Source organism: Minwuia sp. IMCC3009, assembly GCF_029909415.1.
Lineage (GTDB): Bacteria > Pseudomonadota > Alphaproteobacteria > Minwuiales > Minwuiaceae > Minwuia.
Genome location: NZ_CP123781.1, coordinates 1,670,137 through 1,685,845, shown reverse-complemented (window position 1 = coordinate 1,685,845; position 15,709 = coordinate 1,670,137). Strand labels below are relative to the sequence as shown.

The following is a 15,709-nucleotide window of genomic DNA, read 5'->3' as shown; positions in this document are numbered from 1 at the left end:
CTCAGCCCTCCCCTGCTATCTGTCGGTCATCCGCGGCCCGGGCGACCAGCCGGTCCTGCCACATGGCCTGGCCGCCGAGCGCCACCGACAGCAGGTGCGCACGCCGGTAGAACAGGTGACAATCCATGTCCCAGGTGAACCCCATCGCGCCATGCACATGGATGTTCTCGGTGGCGCAATGGATGAAGGCTTCCGAGGCGCTGACCCGCGCAGCAGAGGCGGCAAGCCCGAGTTCCGCCGCATCGTTGGACAGCGCCCAGGCTCCGAAATAGGCATTCGACCGTGCCAGGGTGACATCGACGAAAAGGTCCACCAGCTTGTGCTTGATGGCCTGGAAGGATCCGATCGGACGACCGAAGGCCACGCGCTGCCCGGCATAGTCCGTCGCCATCTCCAGCGCCCGTTCGGCACCGCCCACCTGCTCGAAGGCCAGCAGGATCGCCGCACGGTCGAAGGCCCGGTCGAGAAGCCTTCCCGCCTCCCCCTTCACCCCGAGGGGCTCCGCCGGAGCGCCGTCAAACGACAGCCGCGCCAGGCCCCGTGTCGGGTCAATCGAGGTCAGTGCCTCGCGAGAGACCCCTTCCCCCTGGAGATCGACAATGAAGAGGGATGGCATGTCCTCATCCGGACCGGCAGCGGGGACGATCGCCATGTCCGCGATGCCGCCGTCGAGCACCGGGAATTTCTCGCCGGACAGCCTCCCTGCTGCCTGCGTCGTCCGGCAATGGTGCAGATCAGGCTGTCCGACACCTTCAGAGAAGGCGACGCAGACCAGCAGGCTTCCGTCGGCGATCCTGGGCAGCAGCCGTGCCTTCTGGTCCTCGCTGCCCGCCTGCATCAGCAGTTCTGCGGCAAGGTAGACCGAGGAAAGCGCAGGCACGGGGGCGAGTGCGCGCCCGAGTTCGCCGGCAATCGCGCAGAGATCAAGATGACCGGCCCCGGCGCCACCATGGGCCTCCGGTATGGCGGCACCGACGAACCCCATCCCGGCCAGGAATTGCCAGAGCTCCCGGTCGAACGGGCGGCCATCCTCCAGAACGGCACGCACCCGACTGATCGGGCACTCCCTGTCGAGAGCCTTCCGGGCCGCGTCCTTCAGTTGCAGCTGGCTCTCCGAGAACTCGAAGATCATGTCGGGCCCGACGATTGTTCCGGGCCGGAAACCGGAGCCGCCGACACTCGCGCGCCGCCATGCAACCCTGCAGATGCCACAAACATATCGCCCCTCCCCGGCCGATGATGCGTGGACTTCATGCTATGCGAGAAGCGCTCGACATGGAAACAGTGCAGGCGCATGCCGCCCCATCATCCTGCTGCGCAGACACGGAAAGGCCGCCGACCGCTTTCTCCGCGGTCGGCGGCCTGCCCTTCAGTGGTCGCGATGTCGTCTCAGAGGACGGGCAGAGGCGGCAGCTTCTGGCCGAACCACTTCTCGGAGAGGGTGTTGAGCTCTCCGCCGAGGGTCTTGTGCAGGATGAAGACATTCACCCACTGCAGCAGGTCGAAGCTGCCCTTCTTCACGCCGATGAAGCAGGGCGATTCCTTGATGATGAACTTGGTCTCGATCCCCTTTTCCGGGTTCTTCTTTGAGAATCCGGCCGCGACGGTGTTACCGGTCACCAGCACGTCCACCTGGCCCGAGGCATAGGCAGCCAGCGTCGCCGCATTGTCGCCGAAGCGGATGATCTCGGCGGACTCCGGCGCGGTCCGGGTCAGTTCCAGGTCTTCCAGCGTGCCGCCGGTCAGTCCCACCTTCTTGCCGGCCAGGTCGGCAGGAGAGGAAATGGCCATGTCAGCCGTGGCAAACGCACCGGAAAAGAAGGGCGCATAGGCACTGGAGAACCAGATCGACTTGGCGCGGCCCGGATTGGCACCCATGGAGGAGATCACGAGATCGACCCGGTTGGTCTCCAGGTAGGGAATACGCTGCTTCGAGGCGACGGGAACGATCTCCAGTTCGACACCCAGGTCCTTGGCGATCAGCTTTGCCACATCGACGTCATAGCCTTCGTGTTCGCCACTGGCGCCCAGGGAGCCGAACGGCGGGAAGTTCTCCGGCACGGCGATCTTGATGGTGCCGCTGGAAAGGACGTCCGACAGGTCGGCGGCAGCCGGCGAAACGATGCCGACCGCAGCCACTGCGGCGATTGCGAGGTTTCGGAAGAGTTTGAACATGGGTTTCTCCTTTTCCCTGAAAAGTCAGGCGGTTGTCGCCTGCGGGGTCTTGCCGATGGTCCCCAGGCGGTGTTCGAGGTAGAGGGCGAGGCGTGAAAGCGGAAAGCAGAGCGCGAAGTAGATCAGCGCCATCAGCGGGAAGACGATGAAGGGCTCGGTCCCGTCCACCGGTGCATTGGCCCAGCGCCGACCGATGTTCATCAGGTCCTGGAAGCCGATGATGTAGGCAAGCGATGTGCCCTTGATGATCTGCACGCTGAACCCGACCGTCGGTGCCAGGGCCACGCGCAGCGCCTGCGGCAGGATGATGGCGCGCAGGATCGCGAAGAATCGCATGCCCAGCGCGCGACCGGCCTCCCACTGCCCCGATGGAATCGACTGGATCGCGCCGCGCCAGACTTCGGCCAGATAGGCGCTGGCATAGATCGTCAGGGAGGCCATCGCCGAAATCCACGGATCCACGTCCTGGCCCAGCAGCCGCGGCACGCCAAGCCCCGACAGGAACAGCAGCATCAGCAGCGGTACGGACTGAAAGCACCAGATATAGCCGGACGCGAAGCGGCGCAGATGCTTCAGCCCCGAGATCCGCGCCAGCGTGACCAGGCCGCCGATCAGCCCGCCCCCGGCAAAGGCGATCGCGGACAGGTAGATCGTGTACTGCGTCGCACTGAGAAGCTGGAAGAGCATGATGCCCATCGGCTTCCCGAACAGCATGACCAGAAGATCACTCATTGCCGCACCTTCCACGCAAAGAAGTAGCGGTCCACGGCCAGCAGGCAGGCCTTGAATGTCAGCGCGATGGCGACATAGAGCAGGGTCAGGGTGATGAAGACCTCGAACGACCGGAACGTGCGGCTGTCGATGAAGACACCCGCATGGGTCAGATCCTCGACACCGATCTCCGAGATGACGCCGGTGGTCAGGAACAGGAAGATGAACTGGCTGGTCAGGGACGGATAGACACTGGCGATGACCTGGGGCGCGACGATCTTGATGAAGCGCACGTGGCGGCGCAGGCCGAGCGCCTCGGCAGCCTCGATCTGGCCCTTCGGAATGGCCAGCAGGCCGGATCGCAGGATCTCGGCGAAATAGGCCGAGAAGTTCAGCGCCAGCCCGAGCAGCGCGTGTCCCCAGAACGGCCAGGAATAACCCAGCAGCAACGGAAGGCCGAAGGCGACGAAGAACAACTGCACGATCAGGGGCGTGTTGCGGATGAACTCGACATAGCAGGTGGAGAACTGGGCGAGGACGGGGACACGGGCATTGCGCACCACCGCCAGGCCCATGGCGACCAGAAATCCGGCGACGGCCGCTGTCACAGTCAGCGAGACGCTGAGCCAGACACCTTCGGCCAGCCGCCACATGAAATCGGCGTCTCGGTAGATCTCGAAGAACCGCAGCTCAAGCATTGCCCAGAAGCTCCTGCGTCAGCGTTCACGGGGCTTTCAAATGCATCCGGCGCCTGATACCCGTGTTTCAGGCAAACAGTAGATACTGAAATTTTTGTCTCAACAAGCCCATTTTTAAAAACTTGTGTTTCAGAACAGGTCTGCATAGCCTTGACCGGCAACTGAGGAGCTTTCGAACGCGCCATGGTGAAGAATCCGTCTTCGGAGACTGCGGCAGCGGGCGGGCCGTTGGCCCAGGGCCACACGTCGCTGGAAAAGGCCATACGTACCCACTACGCCTCCCTTCCGGAGAGTGAACGCCGGATCGCCGACCAGATTCTCGAATTCCCGGGGGAAGTTGCGGCCTATTCCGCAACCGAGCTGGCAGAAATGGCCAACGGATCGAAGGCGGCAGTGACCCGGCTGATCCAGCGGCTCGGATTCTCGAGCTATGAGGACGCCCGCCGCGCCGCGCGTGATGCGCAGACCTGGGGTTCGCCCGTCTACCTGATGTTCAAGGAAACGGTGGGCCAGGCTTTCAGCACGCGGATCCAGTCGCATGTCGATCAGGACACGCGCAACATCGCCCTGACGATGCAGTCCCTCAATCCGGACCGGGTACGCGCCATCGTCGACGCGATCTGCACGGCGCGCAGGGTCTATTGCATCGGCTGGCGCAACAGTCACTTCCTCGCGGGCTATTTCCAGTGGCAGATCGTGCAGGTCCGCGAGGACGTGCGGCTGCTGCCGGGCCAGGGCACCACACTCGCCGAGGACATTGCCACCATGACCAGTGACGATGTCCTGGTCTGTATCGGCATGCGCCGCCGGGTACCCCAGACCGGGCTGGTCATGGATGAGGCCCACAGGCTGGGCGCGCGCATCCTCTACATCACCGACATGGCCGCGCCGCCGGTCGAAAGCGCAACCTGGAGCATTCCCTGCGCCGTGCGGGGAACAGACCCGTTCGACCGCTACGGATCTGTGCTGTCGCTGCTGCATTTTCTGAGTGTCGCCGTGGTCGAGAAACTGGCGGAGAAGGGCCGGGAACACCTCCAGTCGATCGAGCGCCTTCACGACGCACTCGACGAACTGAGCTAGGCCGAGAGGGGAAATGTGCCCATGGAAGGAAACCTGACCTGATGGAAACCGCCTACCACTCGCCGCCCGGCGGCCTGCCCGGACCGGAAAAGCTGATGACCGGACGGGCCGTTTTCACGAACGCCTACGCAATCATCCCGAAGGGGGTGATGACGGATATCGTCACCAGTCGCCTGCCCTTCTGGCGCGATGCACGCCACTGGGTGCTCTCGAAACCGCTCACGGGCTTCGCCGAGACATTTTCCCAGTACATCGTCGAGATCCAGCCCGGCGGGGGCAGTGATCGCCCCGAGACGGAATCCGGGGTGGAGGCTGTGCTGTTCGTGACCGATGGCACCCTGCGGCTCGTACTGGACGGGACACCGCATGATCTGGAACCCGGCGGTTACGCCTTTCTGGCACCGGATGCGGACTGGCAGGTCGCGAACACGACAGGCACGGCCATCAGGTTCCACTGGATCCGCAAGGCCCACGAGGTGGTGGACGGGCTCGACCTGCCCGACAGCTTCGTGACCCGCGAAGCCGATCACGAACCCCGCGTCATGCCGAACGGTCACGATGGCTGGGCGACCACCCGCTTCGTCGATGGCGATGACCTGCGCCACGACATGCACGTCAACATCGTCACCTTCCAGCCCGGCGCCTCGATCCCGTTCAAGGAGACACATGTCATGGAGCACGGGCTCTACGTGCTGCAGGGCAAGGCGGTCTACCATCTGAACCAGGACTGGGTGGAGGTCGAGGCCGGGGACTACATGTGGCTGCGGGCATTCTGCCCCCAGGGCTGCTACGCCGGAGGTCCCGAGCCGTTCCGCTACCTGCTCTACAAGAACGTCAACCGCCACATGAAGCTGCGGCCCGGATCATGACCGACGCGACCCTTGTTGCCGTACCGCTCACAGCCGCGGCATTCCGGCCCTTCGGCGATGTGGTGCAGGCGACAGGCGCGCCGGACCTGATGATCAACGGGGGCCGCTGTGGGCGCTACAACGATCTGGCGCGGCTGAGCTTCGGCACCGGACAGGCCGGCATCAGCATCTTTCGCTCCGACGCCGTTCCGGTTCCGCACCGCCTGGAGATGATCGAGCGCCATCCCATCGGCAGCCAGGCCTTCATGCCGATGACGGATGCCCCCTATCTGGTGGTGGTGGCGGAGGACGTGGAGGGCCGTCCCGGCCCGCTGCATGCCTTCATGGCCGCACCGTCGCAGGGGGTGAACTATCTGGCCGGCACCTGGCATGCCCCCCTGCTCGCGCTCCGGGACGGTGCGGTCTTCGCCGTTGTCGATCGCATCGGCCCCGGCGACAACCTGCAGGAATTCACCCTTCCCGATCCGGTGACCATCCTGGCACCCGACGGGGCGTGACGTCGGGCCACGGGACCCTGATCCGGATTACGCCGCCCTGCCCGGCAGGACCTCGTAGCCCGGAAAGCCTTCCTCCAGCTCCCTGTAGCAGGCGTCGTTGTAGCGGCTGAAACCACCGCGATAGACCATGTAGCGGCGCGGCTTGCCCGGTATGTTGGCACCATTGTACCAGCTGTCCGTCGTCAGGGCGCCGGGGACACGCTTCGCGTAGCGCAGGGTCTCGTCGCCCCAGAACTCCTGCGATTCGGCGCTGGGATGAAGCCGGGCCCGACCATGATCATCCAGCCACCGGATCGTGTCGAAGATGAAGTCGACCTGCTGTTCGGCCAGTGTCGCCATGTTCGACAGCACGGACGGTGACATGGCGCTGGAGGGCAGGAACAGATTCGGGAAGCCGTGAACCATGGTGCCCAGATAGTTGACCGGCCCATCTGCCCACAGATCGTTCATCGCCACCCCGTCGATACCGGTGATGTTCAGCGCACGTACCGGACCGGAGAGCGCGTCGAAGCCGGTCGCATAGATGATGACATCGAGGTCGAACGTCTCGGCCGAGGTCACGATCCCCTCCGGCACGATCTGCTCGATCGGTGTTTCGCGCAGGGACACCAGCCTGACATGTGGCTGGTTGAAGGTCTGCAGGTAGACATCGCTCTGGCACGGACGCTTGCCGCCGTAAGGATGATCCCAGGGAACGAGCCTGTCTGCCGTCCAGGGATCATCGACCACCTCGTGCATGCGCTGGCGGATGAATTCCGAGATGGCGGCATTGGCCTCCGGCAGATGGGAGTCCCAGAACGCCAGCGCGACCTCCTTCTGCTCCCAGGCACGCCACAGCGCCTTCTCGCGACCTTCCTCGTCGAGATCGCTGAAGCGGTCGGGGCCGATATAGAGCGGCTGGTTGCCGCCATAGGTCTTGCGCAGGTCGTTGCGGACGGCCTCCGGATCAGCCCTCAGTTCCGCGACCACCTTGGGGTCCATCGGCCCGGAGAGGGTCGGCGTCACGAAATTTGCCGTGCGCTGGAACACGAAGACCTCCCGCGCGACCTTCGCGACTTCCGGGATGCACTGCACCCCGGATGACCCGGTGCCGATGACACCGACGCGCTTGCCCTTCAGATCCACCTCGCGGTCGCGTGGCCAGCTCGACGTGAACCAGGCATCGCCTGCGAAGCTGTCGACGCCGGGAATGTCGGGGGCCTTCGGTTCCGAGAGCGCGCCCACGGCGAGAACCAGATAGCGGCAGACCACGGTCTCGCCGCCGGAGGTCTCGACCGTCCACAATCCCGCCTCTTCCGACCAGGTCGTCGTCAGGACCCGCGTGTCGAAGGTGATCAGACGGGTGACATCACACTTGTCGGCCACGAAGCTGAGATACTGCTGGATCTCGCCCTGCCGCGAACAGATGTCCGTCCAGTCCCACTCCCGCACCACATCGCTGTTGAAGAAGTAGGCGTAGTTGTAACTGGCCACGTCGCAGCGTGCCCCCGGATAGGCGTTCCAGTACCAGGTGCCACCCACATCCGAGGCACGCTCGAAGCCCCGAACGCTCAGGCCCTGCTGCTCCGCCTTCCAAAGCGCGTAGATACCGGCGAACCCGGCGCCCACCACGACCACATCGCAATCAACCTTCGTCATAGCCATGCCTCCCCGCACAACTCAAAATCTACCCGGAAGCAGTTGAAACCGCCCTGACATCAAGAACCTGCTGCCCCTGGCCCGACATGGCGCTGCAAGGTCCCGATGCCCCGATACTCGGCCCAACCTAGCGTCCGCCGCAACAGCAGTGCAACGCCGACACAGCGCATGGCGGTTGTCACCGCGCGAAATCATGAAAGGTGCCGACGACAATCCGGCGGTCACCTGAGCATCCAAATTGCCCTTGGGGAAACTGCGGTCAACTTACTGCTTTGCATATTTTCCTACGCATGAGTATCGTGTGGCCGTTCGCATCCTGGGGAGGAACGTGGCGTGCTCGACACTTCGCAAGTGTTCCACATCAACATCAATTGCACCAATCTGGATCGGTCGCTGGCATACTATCGCCTGCTGGGATTCCGCGAAGTCATCAACTTCAACGCCGACGGGGGCAGCGAGGAGGTCTCGGATGTCCTGGGTGACCCGGTCCTTGGCCCTGCGCTTGGCCTGCCCAGCAATGCCCGCGCCCGTGCGCGCATGCTGATGCTGGGTGACAATCCGCGCGGCGCCCGGCTTGACCTCATCGAATGGATCGAACCGAAGGCCGAAGGTACGGCCTATCCGCATCTGGCCCATGTCGGGATCGCGCGCATCTGCTTCAGGGTCGGCAATGTGGCCGACGCCTGGCAGCAACTGACGGATGCCGGTGCGGCCCCTTTCACGGAACCGGTGCTGATCGAAATGGGGGGATCACGTCAGAAGTTCTTCTGCGCGAAGGACCCTGACGGTGTGGTTGTCGAGTTCATGGAATTTCTCAAGGACTGACGACATCCTTCTGGTCTTGAACCAGTAATGCTGAAACCGCCCGAACGGGCAAACAGGGAGAAGACATGATGTTTTCAAGAAAGACAGTTCTCGCGGCGGCTGGCGCTGCGATGCTTGCGACGGCAGGTGCCGCGCAGGCCGAGACGCTGAAGCTTGCCGTCGGGTTCCCGACGGGCAGCGCCGCCGTCTACGCACTGGAGAATTTCGCCAAGAACGTCGAGGCGACCAGCGACCTGAAGGTCAAGGTCTTCTCGCTGTCGCTGCTGAACCTGAAGGAAACCCCTCCGGGCATCCGCGACGGTATTGCCGACATGGGCTTCGTGCTGCCTCCGTATTATCCGGCGGAGTTCGCGGAGATCAATCTGGCCGCGAACCTGTCCATGCTGGCCACCACCGGCAAGCAGATCGCCAGCCCCGGCACCGCAATGGGTGCGGCGATGACGGAGTACGTCTTCCTGCACTGCCCGGACTGTCTGACGGAGCAGAAGCGCCAGAACCAGGTCTATCTGGGGACCGGCACCAGCCCGACCTACATCCTGCATTGCACCACGCCGATCCGCACGATGGAGGATCTGAAGGGCAAGAAGTATCGCTCCGGTGCCGCCAACTTCGGTCGCTGGGCTGAGGCTGTCGGTGGCACCAAGGTGTCCGTGCCCGGCAACGACATCTATGAGGCCATGGCACAGGGTGTCGTCGATTGCGGCATGTTCTCCGCCACCGAGCTGACCAACCTGCAGCTCTTCGATGTCACCAAGTACATCACCACCAAGATCCCCGGCGGCGTCTTTGCCGGTGTGGCGACCAACAGCATCAACCGTGATGTGTGGGCCGGTCTGAACGATGCCCAGCGGGAAGCGATCTTCAAGGCTTCCGCCCGGTCCTCCGCCGATGTGACCTGGAAGTACTATGCCGACGCCAAGCGCAACCTGAACGACGCGCCGGGCAAGGGCATCGAGATCATCGAGCCGACGGCCGAGATGGTGAAGATGTCGGAGGACTTCGTGAAGTCCGACCTGGCCGTCATCTCGAAGCAGTTCACCGAGGACTACGGCCTGTCCAACGTCGACGCGAAGATCGCCAAGATCTCGGAGCTGATCGAGAAGTACAAGGGTCTGACCGCCGGCATGGAAGATGATGCCGAGGCGCTGGCCCAGCTCTACTGGGACGAGATCATGTCCAAGGTCGACCTGTCGACCTACGGCCGGGACTGAACCCGTAACTGAAATGTGGCGGCCCCGCGTGCCCCGTCGCGCGGGGCCGCTGCATATCGTTCAGAACTGATCCAATCAGATAGCAGGTTTCGATGGATTTTATTGATCGCTGGCTCGGTCGGGCCGTGAACCTGACCAGTATCATCGGCTCGATCGCCGTTGGGCTGATGATGGTGCACATCACTGTGGACGTTGTGGGAAAGTTCGTCTTCTTCTCCCCCGTGCCAGCAACCATCACGATGGTCTCGAACTACTACATGGTCGTGGTGGCCTTCCTGCCGCTTGCCCTGGCGGAGCGGCGGAACTCGCACATCTCGGTCGAGGTTCTTACCGAACTGTTCCCGAGCCGGATGCAGTATCACATCAACGGCCTCACCTACCTGCTCTCGGGCACGGTCTTCGGACTGCTGGCCTGGCGTGGTTTCAACGATGCCTACAACAAGCAGGACATGGGCTCCTTCATCATGGAACAGAGCACCAAGGTACTGATCTGGCCGGGGCATTACCTGCTGCCGATCGGGGCCACGCTGATGGTGCTGGTGCTGCTGTTCAAGTTCATTTCCTATCTTTCCGGGCGCCCCCAGCCAGGCGCACCGGGCCAGATCGCTGAATAGGAGGCCACCCTGTCCGACGTACAGATAGGTTTCGTGGGTATCGGCATCCTGCTGGCCCTCATCGCTCTGCGTGTGCCCATCGGGGTCTGCCTGATCGGTGTTTCCTTTGCCGGAATCTGGATCCTGGTTGGCGAACGTGCCGCCTGGGGTTCCATCGGCGTCATCCCCTACAGTTTCGCGGCAACATGGCAGCTCAGTTCCGTACCCATGTTCCTGCTGATGGGCTTTCTCTGCTATCACGCGGGCCTGACGAAGGGCATGTTTGACGCGGCCCGCATGTGGATGTCACGCCTGCCCGGTGGTCTCGCCATTGCCACGATCTTCGGTGCGGCGGGCTTTGCCGCCGTCACCGGGTCCTCTGTCGCCTGCGCCGCCGCCATGGGCCGGATCGCGGTGCCGGAGATGATGCGCCACCGGTATGACGCGTCCCTCGCGACGGGTACGGTGGCGGCCGCCGGGACCATCGGTGCCCTGATCCCGCCATCCATCCTGATGATCCTCTACGGCATCATTGCAGAGGTTCCGATCAGCGCGCTCTTCCTGGGCGGCGTCGGGGCCGGTCTGCTGACCACATTCAGCTATGTCGCGGTCGTCATGATCCGGGTGAAGCTGAAGCCCGAGCTTGCGCCCCAGTTGCACGAGGATGTTTCGCTGGCCGACAAGCTGGCGGCGCTGAAGGACACCTGGCCAGTGCTGTTGCTGATGCTGGGCGTCTTCGGTGGTCTCTTCTCGGGCGCATTCACGCCGACGGAGGCCGGTGCGGTCGGTGCCGCCATCGCCACCATCATCGCGGCCCTGAAGGGATCCCTGACCTGGGTCAGCTTCCGGGATGCGCTGTCTGAGACACTACTGACCTCCGCCTCCCTGTTCATCATCGCCATCGGTGCCAGCATGCTGACACGGTTCCTGGCGTTCAGCGGTGCCGGTGACTACCTGTCGGATGCCGTCACGGCGATGGGCGCGGACCCGCTGCTGCTGCTGATCGGCATTTCCCTGATCTACCTGCTGCTCGGCATGTTCCTGGAACCCATCGGGGCCATGCTGCTGACGCTGCCGATCCTGCTGCCGATCATCGATACCGCCGGCTTCAGCCTGATCTGGTTCGGTGTCCTGCTGACCAAGTTCCTGGAGATCGGCATGATCACGCCCCCCATCGGGCTGAATGTGTTCGTGATCAAGGGCGTGGTTGGTGACCTTGCATCAACCGGTGTGATCTTCCGGGGCATTGCCTGGTTCCTGGTCGCCGACCTGATGATCATCATTGCGCTGATCGCCGTGCCGGACATCATTCTCTACCTGCCGAATCTGGTGGGCTGACGCCGGAAACGGGCGCCGGGTGCCGAAGGTGGCCTATCACCTCTGTCACCCGCGCCCGGCTTCCGGGTATGATCCGGTCACCACCCGCCACAGCCGGATGGGGTGAGGACCGGAGGGGAACATGGAGATCTGCAACCTCACGCCTGCCACCGGGACCGAGATCCGCGGTATCGACGTGCGCGCGCTCGATGATGCCGGATTCGCAGTGATCGAGGAGCTCTGGCTGCAGCGCTGCCTGATCGTCATCCGTGACCAGCATCTGACGCCGGCGGAGTTGTGTGCCTTCAGCCGTCGGTTCGGCGAACTGGAACCACCGCCCGCCAGCGAATCCAGAAGACGTGATGAGGAAGCCCCGGAGATGTGGGTGATCTCCAATGTCGTGGAGAACGGGAAGGCCATTGGTGCGCTGGGCAGCGGCGAGGCCGAATGGCACACGGACATGTCCTACATCCCTGCCCCGCCCTCGGCTTCCGTGCTCTATGGACACGAGGTCGTCACCGACGGTGGCCGCACATGGTTCGCCAACATGATGGCGGCTCTCGACGCCATGCCGGCAGGATTGCGGGAGCGGTTGGAGGGGCAGACGATCAACCACGACTCCAGCTACACCTCGGCGGGCGACCTGCGCAAGGGCATGCAGGCGGTCACGGATGTCACGGCAGCCCCCGGTGCGCGCCACCCGGCCATACGCCCGCACTCAGTGACCGGGCGCGAAGCTCTCTTCACCGGTCGCCGTACCAACAGTTGGGTCGTGGGTATGGACGTCGCCGAGAGCGAGGAACTGCTGGACGAGATCTGGGCCTGGTGTACCCGCGCCGAGTTCCTGTACGTGCATGAATGGCGCCCCAATGACCTTCTGGTCTGGGACAATCGCTCGACCATTCATCGCCGGGAAGCCTTTGACGCAAGTGCGCGCAGGGTCATGTGGCGCTGTCAGGTACGGGACGTCGCCTGATCTGCCGCACGTTCCGGTCGCGTCAGCATTGCCGTACCACCATGATCATCAGAGGCGAATGTCGATGCTCGGACGCTGTGTTGCCAGGCCGGGCTGGAGATCAGCGCGGGTGCGCTCCGTGCCGTTCTGGTTCAGGAAGGCCGCGAAGTCGCGTGAGATCGCATCGTCCTCCCTCCGGTCGGATCGTGCCGACCTGTCGGAGATGTCCTGTTCGTATTCATCGCCATAGCCCCCGCGATCAGCTTCATCGCCTTCATCAGCACTGGCCGGACCCAATCCGGGAACTGCCGGTGCCTCCCCTGATCTCTGTCCGGCGGCCCTAGCACTGTCACTCTCACGGACGGCCTCATCACCGGCCTCGGACTTGCCAAGCGATTCCTCCAGCGCCGCCTTCTGCTCTTCAGCCCTGATCGCGTTGAGTTCGCTGCGTGCATCGGCGCGCTTGCTCTCCGCATCGGCCGCGACACTGCGGTCAGCGCCCGACGGTTCGACCGGAGCCAGCGCAGCGCGCTTGACGATCTCCATCTTCGCGATGGTCGCTTCAGGGTCACCGGCAATGGGGCTGGTGCTGATGGAGACATGGCCGCCCACGGCGTAGCTGCGCCCGTCCGGCCCTTTTTTCATCTCGTACTCAGGCGCCCCCGCATACTGGCCCCCGGCGGTCGCATGCGCCTGCTCGTGCGCGCGGACCTCCCGGTCACGCGCCTGGAGCTCCTTGATCTGCTCCCGCTCCTGCTCCGTCAGTTCGGTGCCTGTCGTGGTCGACTGTTTAGGGTCGGTAGCGGGCTTCTCGACTGTCCCGCTCTCTGCGCTGGCGGCAATCTGCGCTGCGATCAGCGTCCCACCGGCAACATTGGAGCCACGCGTCTCGCGAAAGCCTGAGGGCAATGCCGGATCACGCGCAGGTTCCCTCGTCTCGGCAGCCCGGCCTGCGGATTGCTGGGCGCGCGATATCTGAGGGAGACCCTCTGCACGGCTGGTCTGCAGTGCGCCGATCATCCGGTCAGACCTGTCAACGCGGAACGATTCAGTTGCATCGTCGCAGTGAAACAGGTGAATGTTAATCAATCGTCAACATGTGCGTCACAGGCTCATGCGCGACCGGTAACGAAACATGGTTACCGAAAAAACATGATCTTCATCACAATTTGTTCGAATAATTTGCCCGCTACCGGTGTTGCGTTATCGGGACCGAAAATTTTGGCCCCGGTAATGACCACCAATGACCGGGCAAGATATGTTGACTAAGGCACGCGAGCCAGAGATCAGGGACGCGGTGAGTGAAGTCTGCGGGAAGCTTTCCTCGACCGTTACACTCGAGACACTCCGATATTGGGAGTTCATTCGCGGGGAGCGTATCTGGCCGCTCAGACGCGATCTCAATCCGATGGATATCGTGGAGCATCTGCCGAATCTGATGATCCTCGGCGTGGAGCGTAATCCGCTCGATTTCGTCTATCGCCTGACCGGAACGCTGATCGACGAAAACATGCGGGGTCCACTGAAGGGCCGTCGCGTCAGTGAGCTGCCGCATCAGGCAGGCCCCGGAGAATATTGGGAGATGCTGCGTCAGGTCGCTGAACTGGGCCTGCCCTGCACGCGGCCGATGCCCTATATCGGACCGCATCAGGACTTCAAGCGCTGCGAGCTCGTTGCCCTGCCCCTGTCGGCGGAGGGGACCTGCGTGGACCAGATCCTGGTCGCGGCGGATTTCATCACGATCGTGGACGACTAGATCGCCCGGCTGTTCCCCGAAGGGGCGGGTCCTGTCAGACCACGCGCTTGCGTCGGGACGAGATCACGCCCGTATTCACGCCGAACCAGCCAATCTCGCCTGACAGGCGACCGTATTCGATCTTCGGGCAGCGGTTCATCACGACCTTCAGACCCGCAGCCTCCGCCTTTGCTGCCGCCGCATCGTTGCGCACACCAAGCTGCAGCCAGAGTACCTTCGCACCGATGCGGATCGCGTCATCCGCGATGGGCGGAATGGCGTCGGAGTTGCGGAAGCAGTCAACCATGTCGACAGCAACGTCGATGTCGTCAAGCGTGGCCACCGCCGGCTCACCGAGAATGACCGTGCCTGCCGCCGCTTCCTTCGGGTTTACCGGGATCACCCGATAGCCCTTTTCCTGCATGTACTTCGAGGCAAAGTAACTGGGCCGGTTCCAGTTGGCACTCGCCCCGACGACCGCCACGACCTTCACGGTCTGCAGGATGTCCCTGATGTAGGCATCACTGTAGCTGTCGTGCACCACGGCGACGTCATCCGCGCCCGCGGGCGTCATGCTCAGCGGTCCTCCCAGACTGGCGCGCGCTTGTCGATGAAGGCCTGAATGCCCTCATTGGCGTCGCGGGCCACCATGTTCTCCATCATCACGCCGGATGCATAATCATAGGCGGCGTTCAGGTCAGGCGCTTCAAGCTGGCGATAGAAGGCCTGCTTGCCGATCTTCAGCGTATAGGACGATTTCGATGCGATCCGCTCCGCCATCGCGGTGACAGCCGCATCCAGCTCCGCAGCCGGGGCCGTGCGGTTGACCAGCCCGAAACGAACGGCGTCGTCGGCACTCATCAGTTCGCCGGTCAGCAGCATTTCCATGGCGTGCTTGCGGCTGACATTGCGCCCCAGCGCCACCATCGGCGTATGGCAGAACAGGCCGATGTTCACCCCTGGCGTCGCAAACTTCGCGTCATCGGCCGCAATGGCCAGATCGGCGCTGGCGACAAGCTGGCACCCGGCAGCCGTTGCAATGCCGTGCACCCGCGCGATCACCGGTTTCGGGTGATTGACAATGGTCTGCATCATCGTCGAGCACTGCTCCAGCATCGCCTTGATGAAGGGACCATCCTGCTGGTTGCCACGTACCTCGCGCAGGTCATGCCCGGCACAGAAGCCGCGCCCTGCCCCTGCAATGACAATGACACGGCAGTTCGGATCATCCGCCAGGGCATCCAGTTCCTGCTGGATCCGCGTCATCAGCCCCGTCGAAAGGCTGTTGAAGGCGTCAGGCCGGTTCAGTGTCAGCCAGGTCACAGAACCACGGTCGTCCCGCAACAGCAGGTCCTCGTTCGCGGTGACGTCGGTCGAAGCGGCGTTCTCGGCAGTCATCGTGTCA

17 protein-coding genes are annotated in these 15,709 nt (G+C 63.4%); 9 read left to right on the top strand and 8 right to left on the bottom strand.

The window, feature by feature from the left end; all coding sequences use genetic code 11:
• Nucleotide 1 precedes the first annotated feature (1 nt).
• The 4 genes from QGV55_RS08015 to QGV55_RS08000 all read right to left on the bottom strand — a co-directional run bounded on the left by QGV55_RS08015 (nucleotide 2) and on the right by QGV55_RS08000 (nucleotide 3,584).
• Nucleotides 2-1,132, bottom strand: a complete 1,131-nt coding sequence (locus QGV55_RS08015; protein ID WP_281017350.1) for an acyl-CoA dehydrogenase family protein — start codon at nucleotides 1,130-1,132, stop codon at nucleotides 2-4.
• 257 nt (nucleotides 1,133-1,389) lie between these two features.
• Nucleotides 1,390-2,175 (bottom strand): transporter substrate-binding domain-containing protein, encoded by a 786-nt coding sequence (locus QGV55_RS08010; protein WP_281017351.1) that lies wholly within the window; start codon nucleotides 2,173-2,175, stop codon nucleotides 1,390-1,392.
• 24 nt (nucleotides 2,176-2,199) lie between these two features.
• Nucleotides 2,200-2,907 (bottom strand): amino acid ABC transporter permease, encoded by a 708-nt coding sequence (locus QGV55_RS08005; RefSeq protein ID WP_281017352.1) that lies wholly within the window; start codon nucleotides 2,905-2,907, stop codon nucleotides 2,200-2,202.
• A complete protein-coding gene (locus QGV55_RS08000) occupies nucleotides 2,904-3,584 on the bottom strand; it encodes an amino acid ABC transporter permease (RefSeq protein ID WP_281017353.1) in 681 nt (226 codons plus the stop codon). The genes QGV55_RS08005 and QGV55_RS08000 overlap by 4 nt, the downstream gene beginning before the upstream one ends.
• 183 nt (nucleotides 3,585-3,767) lie before the next feature.
• Here QGV55_RS08000 and QGV55_RS07995 point away from each other — a divergent pair, with 183 nt between their 5' ends.
• From QGV55_RS07995 to QGV55_RS07985, 3 genes are read left to right on the top strand one after another with little or no spacing between them, the layout of a single operon-like run.
• Nucleotides 3,768-4,664: a MurR/RpiR family transcriptional regulator gene (locus QGV55_RS07995; RefSeq protein ID WP_281017354.1), complete on the top strand. Its 897-nt coding sequence runs from the start codon at nucleotides 3,768-3,770 to the stop codon at nucleotides 4,662-4,664.
• A gap of 38 nt (nucleotides 4,665-4,702) precedes the next feature.
• On the top strand, nucleotides 4,703-5,533 hold the full coding sequence (locus QGV55_RS07990; RefSeq protein WP_348637712.1) for a bifunctional allantoicase/(S)-ureidoglycine aminohydrolase: 831 nt from the start codon (nucleotides 4,703-4,705) through the stop codon (nucleotides 5,531-5,533).
• The gene (locus QGV55_RS07985; RefSeq protein WP_281017356.1) at nucleotides 5,530-6,030 is read left to right on the top strand and encodes an ureidoglycolate lyase; all 501 of its coding nucleotides are present in this window, start codon (nucleotides 5,530-5,532) and stop codon (nucleotides 6,028-6,030) included. The genes QGV55_RS07990 and QGV55_RS07985 overlap by 4 nt, the downstream gene beginning before the upstream one ends.
• A 27-nt stretch (nucleotides 6,031-6,057) precedes the next feature.
• Here QGV55_RS07985 and QGV55_RS07980 read toward each other — a convergent pair whose 3' ends face one another.
• Complete coding sequence (locus QGV55_RS07980) at nucleotides 6,058-7,668, bottom strand: NAD(P)/FAD-dependent oxidoreductase (RefSeq protein WP_281017357.1); 1,611 nt, start codon at nucleotides 7,666-7,668, stop codon at nucleotides 6,058-6,060.
• Between the two features lie 333 nt (nucleotides 7,669-8,001).
• On the opposite strand from QGV55_RS07980, the gene QGV55_RS07975 reads away from it, so the two are divergent.
• From QGV55_RS07975 to QGV55_RS07955, 5 genes are all read left to right on the top strand, one after another.
• Nucleotides 8,002-8,493 carry a VOC family protein gene (locus QGV55_RS07975; protein ID WP_281017358.1) on the top strand — a complete coding sequence of 164 codons (492 nt, stop codon included), beginning with the start codon at nucleotides 8,002-8,004 and terminating at the stop codon, nucleotides 8,491-8,493.
• A 65-nt stretch (nucleotides 8,494-8,558) separates the two neighbouring features.
• Nucleotides 8,559-9,704 carry a C4-dicarboxylate TRAP transporter substrate-binding protein gene (locus tag QGV55_RS07970; RefSeq protein ID WP_281017359.1) on the top strand — a complete coding sequence of 382 codons (1,146 nt, stop codon included), beginning with the start codon at nucleotides 8,559-8,561 and terminating at the stop codon, nucleotides 9,702-9,704.
• A 92-nt stretch (nucleotides 9,705-9,796) separates the two neighbouring features.
• Nucleotides 9,797-10,318 (top strand): TRAP transporter small permease, encoded by a 522-nt coding sequence (locus tag QGV55_RS07965; protein ID WP_281017360.1) that lies wholly within the window; start codon nucleotides 9,797-9,799, stop codon nucleotides 10,316-10,318.
• Between the two features lie 9 nt (nucleotides 10,319-10,327).
• The gene (locus QGV55_RS07960) at nucleotides 10,328-11,635 is read left to right on the top strand and encodes a TRAP transporter large permease (protein WP_348637713.1); all 1,308 of its coding nucleotides are present in this window, start codon (nucleotides 10,328-10,330) and stop codon (nucleotides 11,633-11,635) included.
• A gap of 121 nt (nucleotides 11,636-11,756) precedes the next feature.
• On the top strand, nucleotides 11,757-12,590 hold the full coding sequence (locus QGV55_RS07955) for a TauD/TfdA family dioxygenase (protein ID WP_281017362.1): 834 nt from the start codon (nucleotides 11,757-11,759) through the stop codon (nucleotides 12,588-12,590).
• Between the two features lie 48 nt (nucleotides 12,591-12,638).
• On the opposite strand, the gene QGV55_RS07950 is transcribed toward QGV55_RS07955, so the two are convergent.
• Nucleotides 12,639-13,478 carry a putative metalloprotease CJM1_0395 family protein gene (locus QGV55_RS07950; RefSeq protein ID WP_281017363.1) on the bottom strand — a complete coding sequence of 280 codons (840 nt, stop codon included), beginning with the start codon at nucleotides 13,476-13,478 and terminating at the stop codon, nucleotides 12,639-12,641.
• 352 nt (nucleotides 13,479-13,830) lie between these two features.
• Here QGV55_RS07950 and QGV55_RS07945 point away from each other — a divergent pair, with 352 nt between their 5' ends.
• Nucleotides 13,831-14,325, top strand: a complete 495-nt coding sequence (locus QGV55_RS07945; RefSeq protein ID WP_281017364.1) for a PAS domain-containing protein — start codon at nucleotides 13,831-13,833, stop codon at nucleotides 14,323-14,325.
• A 34-nt stretch (nucleotides 14,326-14,359) separates the two neighbouring features.
• Here the strand turns inward: QGV55_RS07945 and QGV55_RS07940 are convergent, their stop codons facing one another.
• Complete coding sequence (locus QGV55_RS07940; RefSeq protein ID WP_281017365.1) at nucleotides 14,360-14,878, bottom strand: CoA-binding protein; 519 nt, start codon at nucleotides 14,876-14,878, stop codon at nucleotides 14,360-14,362.
• A gap of 2 nt (nucleotides 14,879-14,880) precedes the next feature.
• Nucleotides 14,881-15,702 (bottom strand): enoyl-CoA hydratase, encoded by an 822-nt coding sequence (locus QGV55_RS07935; protein WP_281017366.1) that lies wholly within the window; start codon nucleotides 15,700-15,702, stop codon nucleotides 14,881-14,883.
• Between the last annotated feature and the right edge of the window lie 7 nt (nucleotides 15,703-15,709).

What these genes read in the sequence shown, in the direction of transcription:
- QGV55_RS07965 (WP_281017360.1), top strand. Translation starts at nt 9,797, where the DNA reads ATGGATTTTATTGATCGCTGGCTCGGTCGGGCCGTGAACCTGACCAGT.
- QGV55_RS08005 (WP_281017352.1), bottom strand. Translation starts at nt 2,907, where the DNA reads ATGAGTGATCTTCTGGTCATGCTGTTCGGGAAGCCGATGGGCATCATG.
- QGV55_RS07970 (WP_281017359.1), top strand. Translation starts at nt 8,559, where the DNA reads ATGATGTTTTCAAGAAAGACAGTTCTCGCGGCGGCTGGCGCTGCGATG.
- QGV55_RS07985 (WP_281017356.1), top strand. Translation starts at nt 5,530, where the DNA reads ATGACCGACGCGACCCTTGTTGCCGTACCGCTCACAGCCGCGGCATTC.
- QGV55_RS08010 (WP_281017351.1), bottom strand. Translation starts at nt 2,175, where the DNA reads ATGTTCAAACTCTTCCGAAACCTCGCAATCGCCGCAGTGGCTGCGGTC.
- QGV55_RS07935 (WP_281017366.1), bottom strand. Translation starts at nt 15,702, where the DNA reads ATGACTGCCGAGAACGCCGCTTCGACCGACGTCACCGCGAACGAGGAC.
- QGV55_RS08000 (WP_281017353.1), bottom strand. Translation starts at nt 3,584, where the DNA reads ATGCTTGAGCTGCGGTTCTTCGAGATCTACCGAGACGCCGATTTCATG.
- QGV55_RS07940 (WP_281017365.1), bottom strand. Translation starts at nt 14,878, where the DNA reads ATGACGCCCGCGGGCGCGGATGACGTCGCCGTGGTGCACGACAGCTAC.
- QGV55_RS07995 (WP_281017354.1), top strand. Translation starts at nt 3,768, where the DNA reads ATGGTGAAGAATCCGTCTTCGGAGACTGCGGCAGCGGGCGGGCCGTTG.
- QGV55_RS08015 (WP_281017350.1), bottom strand. Translation starts at nt 1,132, where the DNA reads ATGATCTTCGAGTTCTCGGAGAGCCAGCTGCAACTGAAGGACGCGGCC.
- QGV55_RS07980 (WP_281017357.1), bottom strand. Translation starts at nt 7,668, where the DNA reads ATGACGAAGGTTGATTGCGATGTGGTCGTGGTGGGCGCCGGGTTCGCC.
- QGV55_RS07955 (WP_281017362.1), top strand. Translation starts at nt 11,757, where the DNA reads ATGGAGATCTGCAACCTCACGCCTGCCACCGGGACCGAGATCCGCGGT.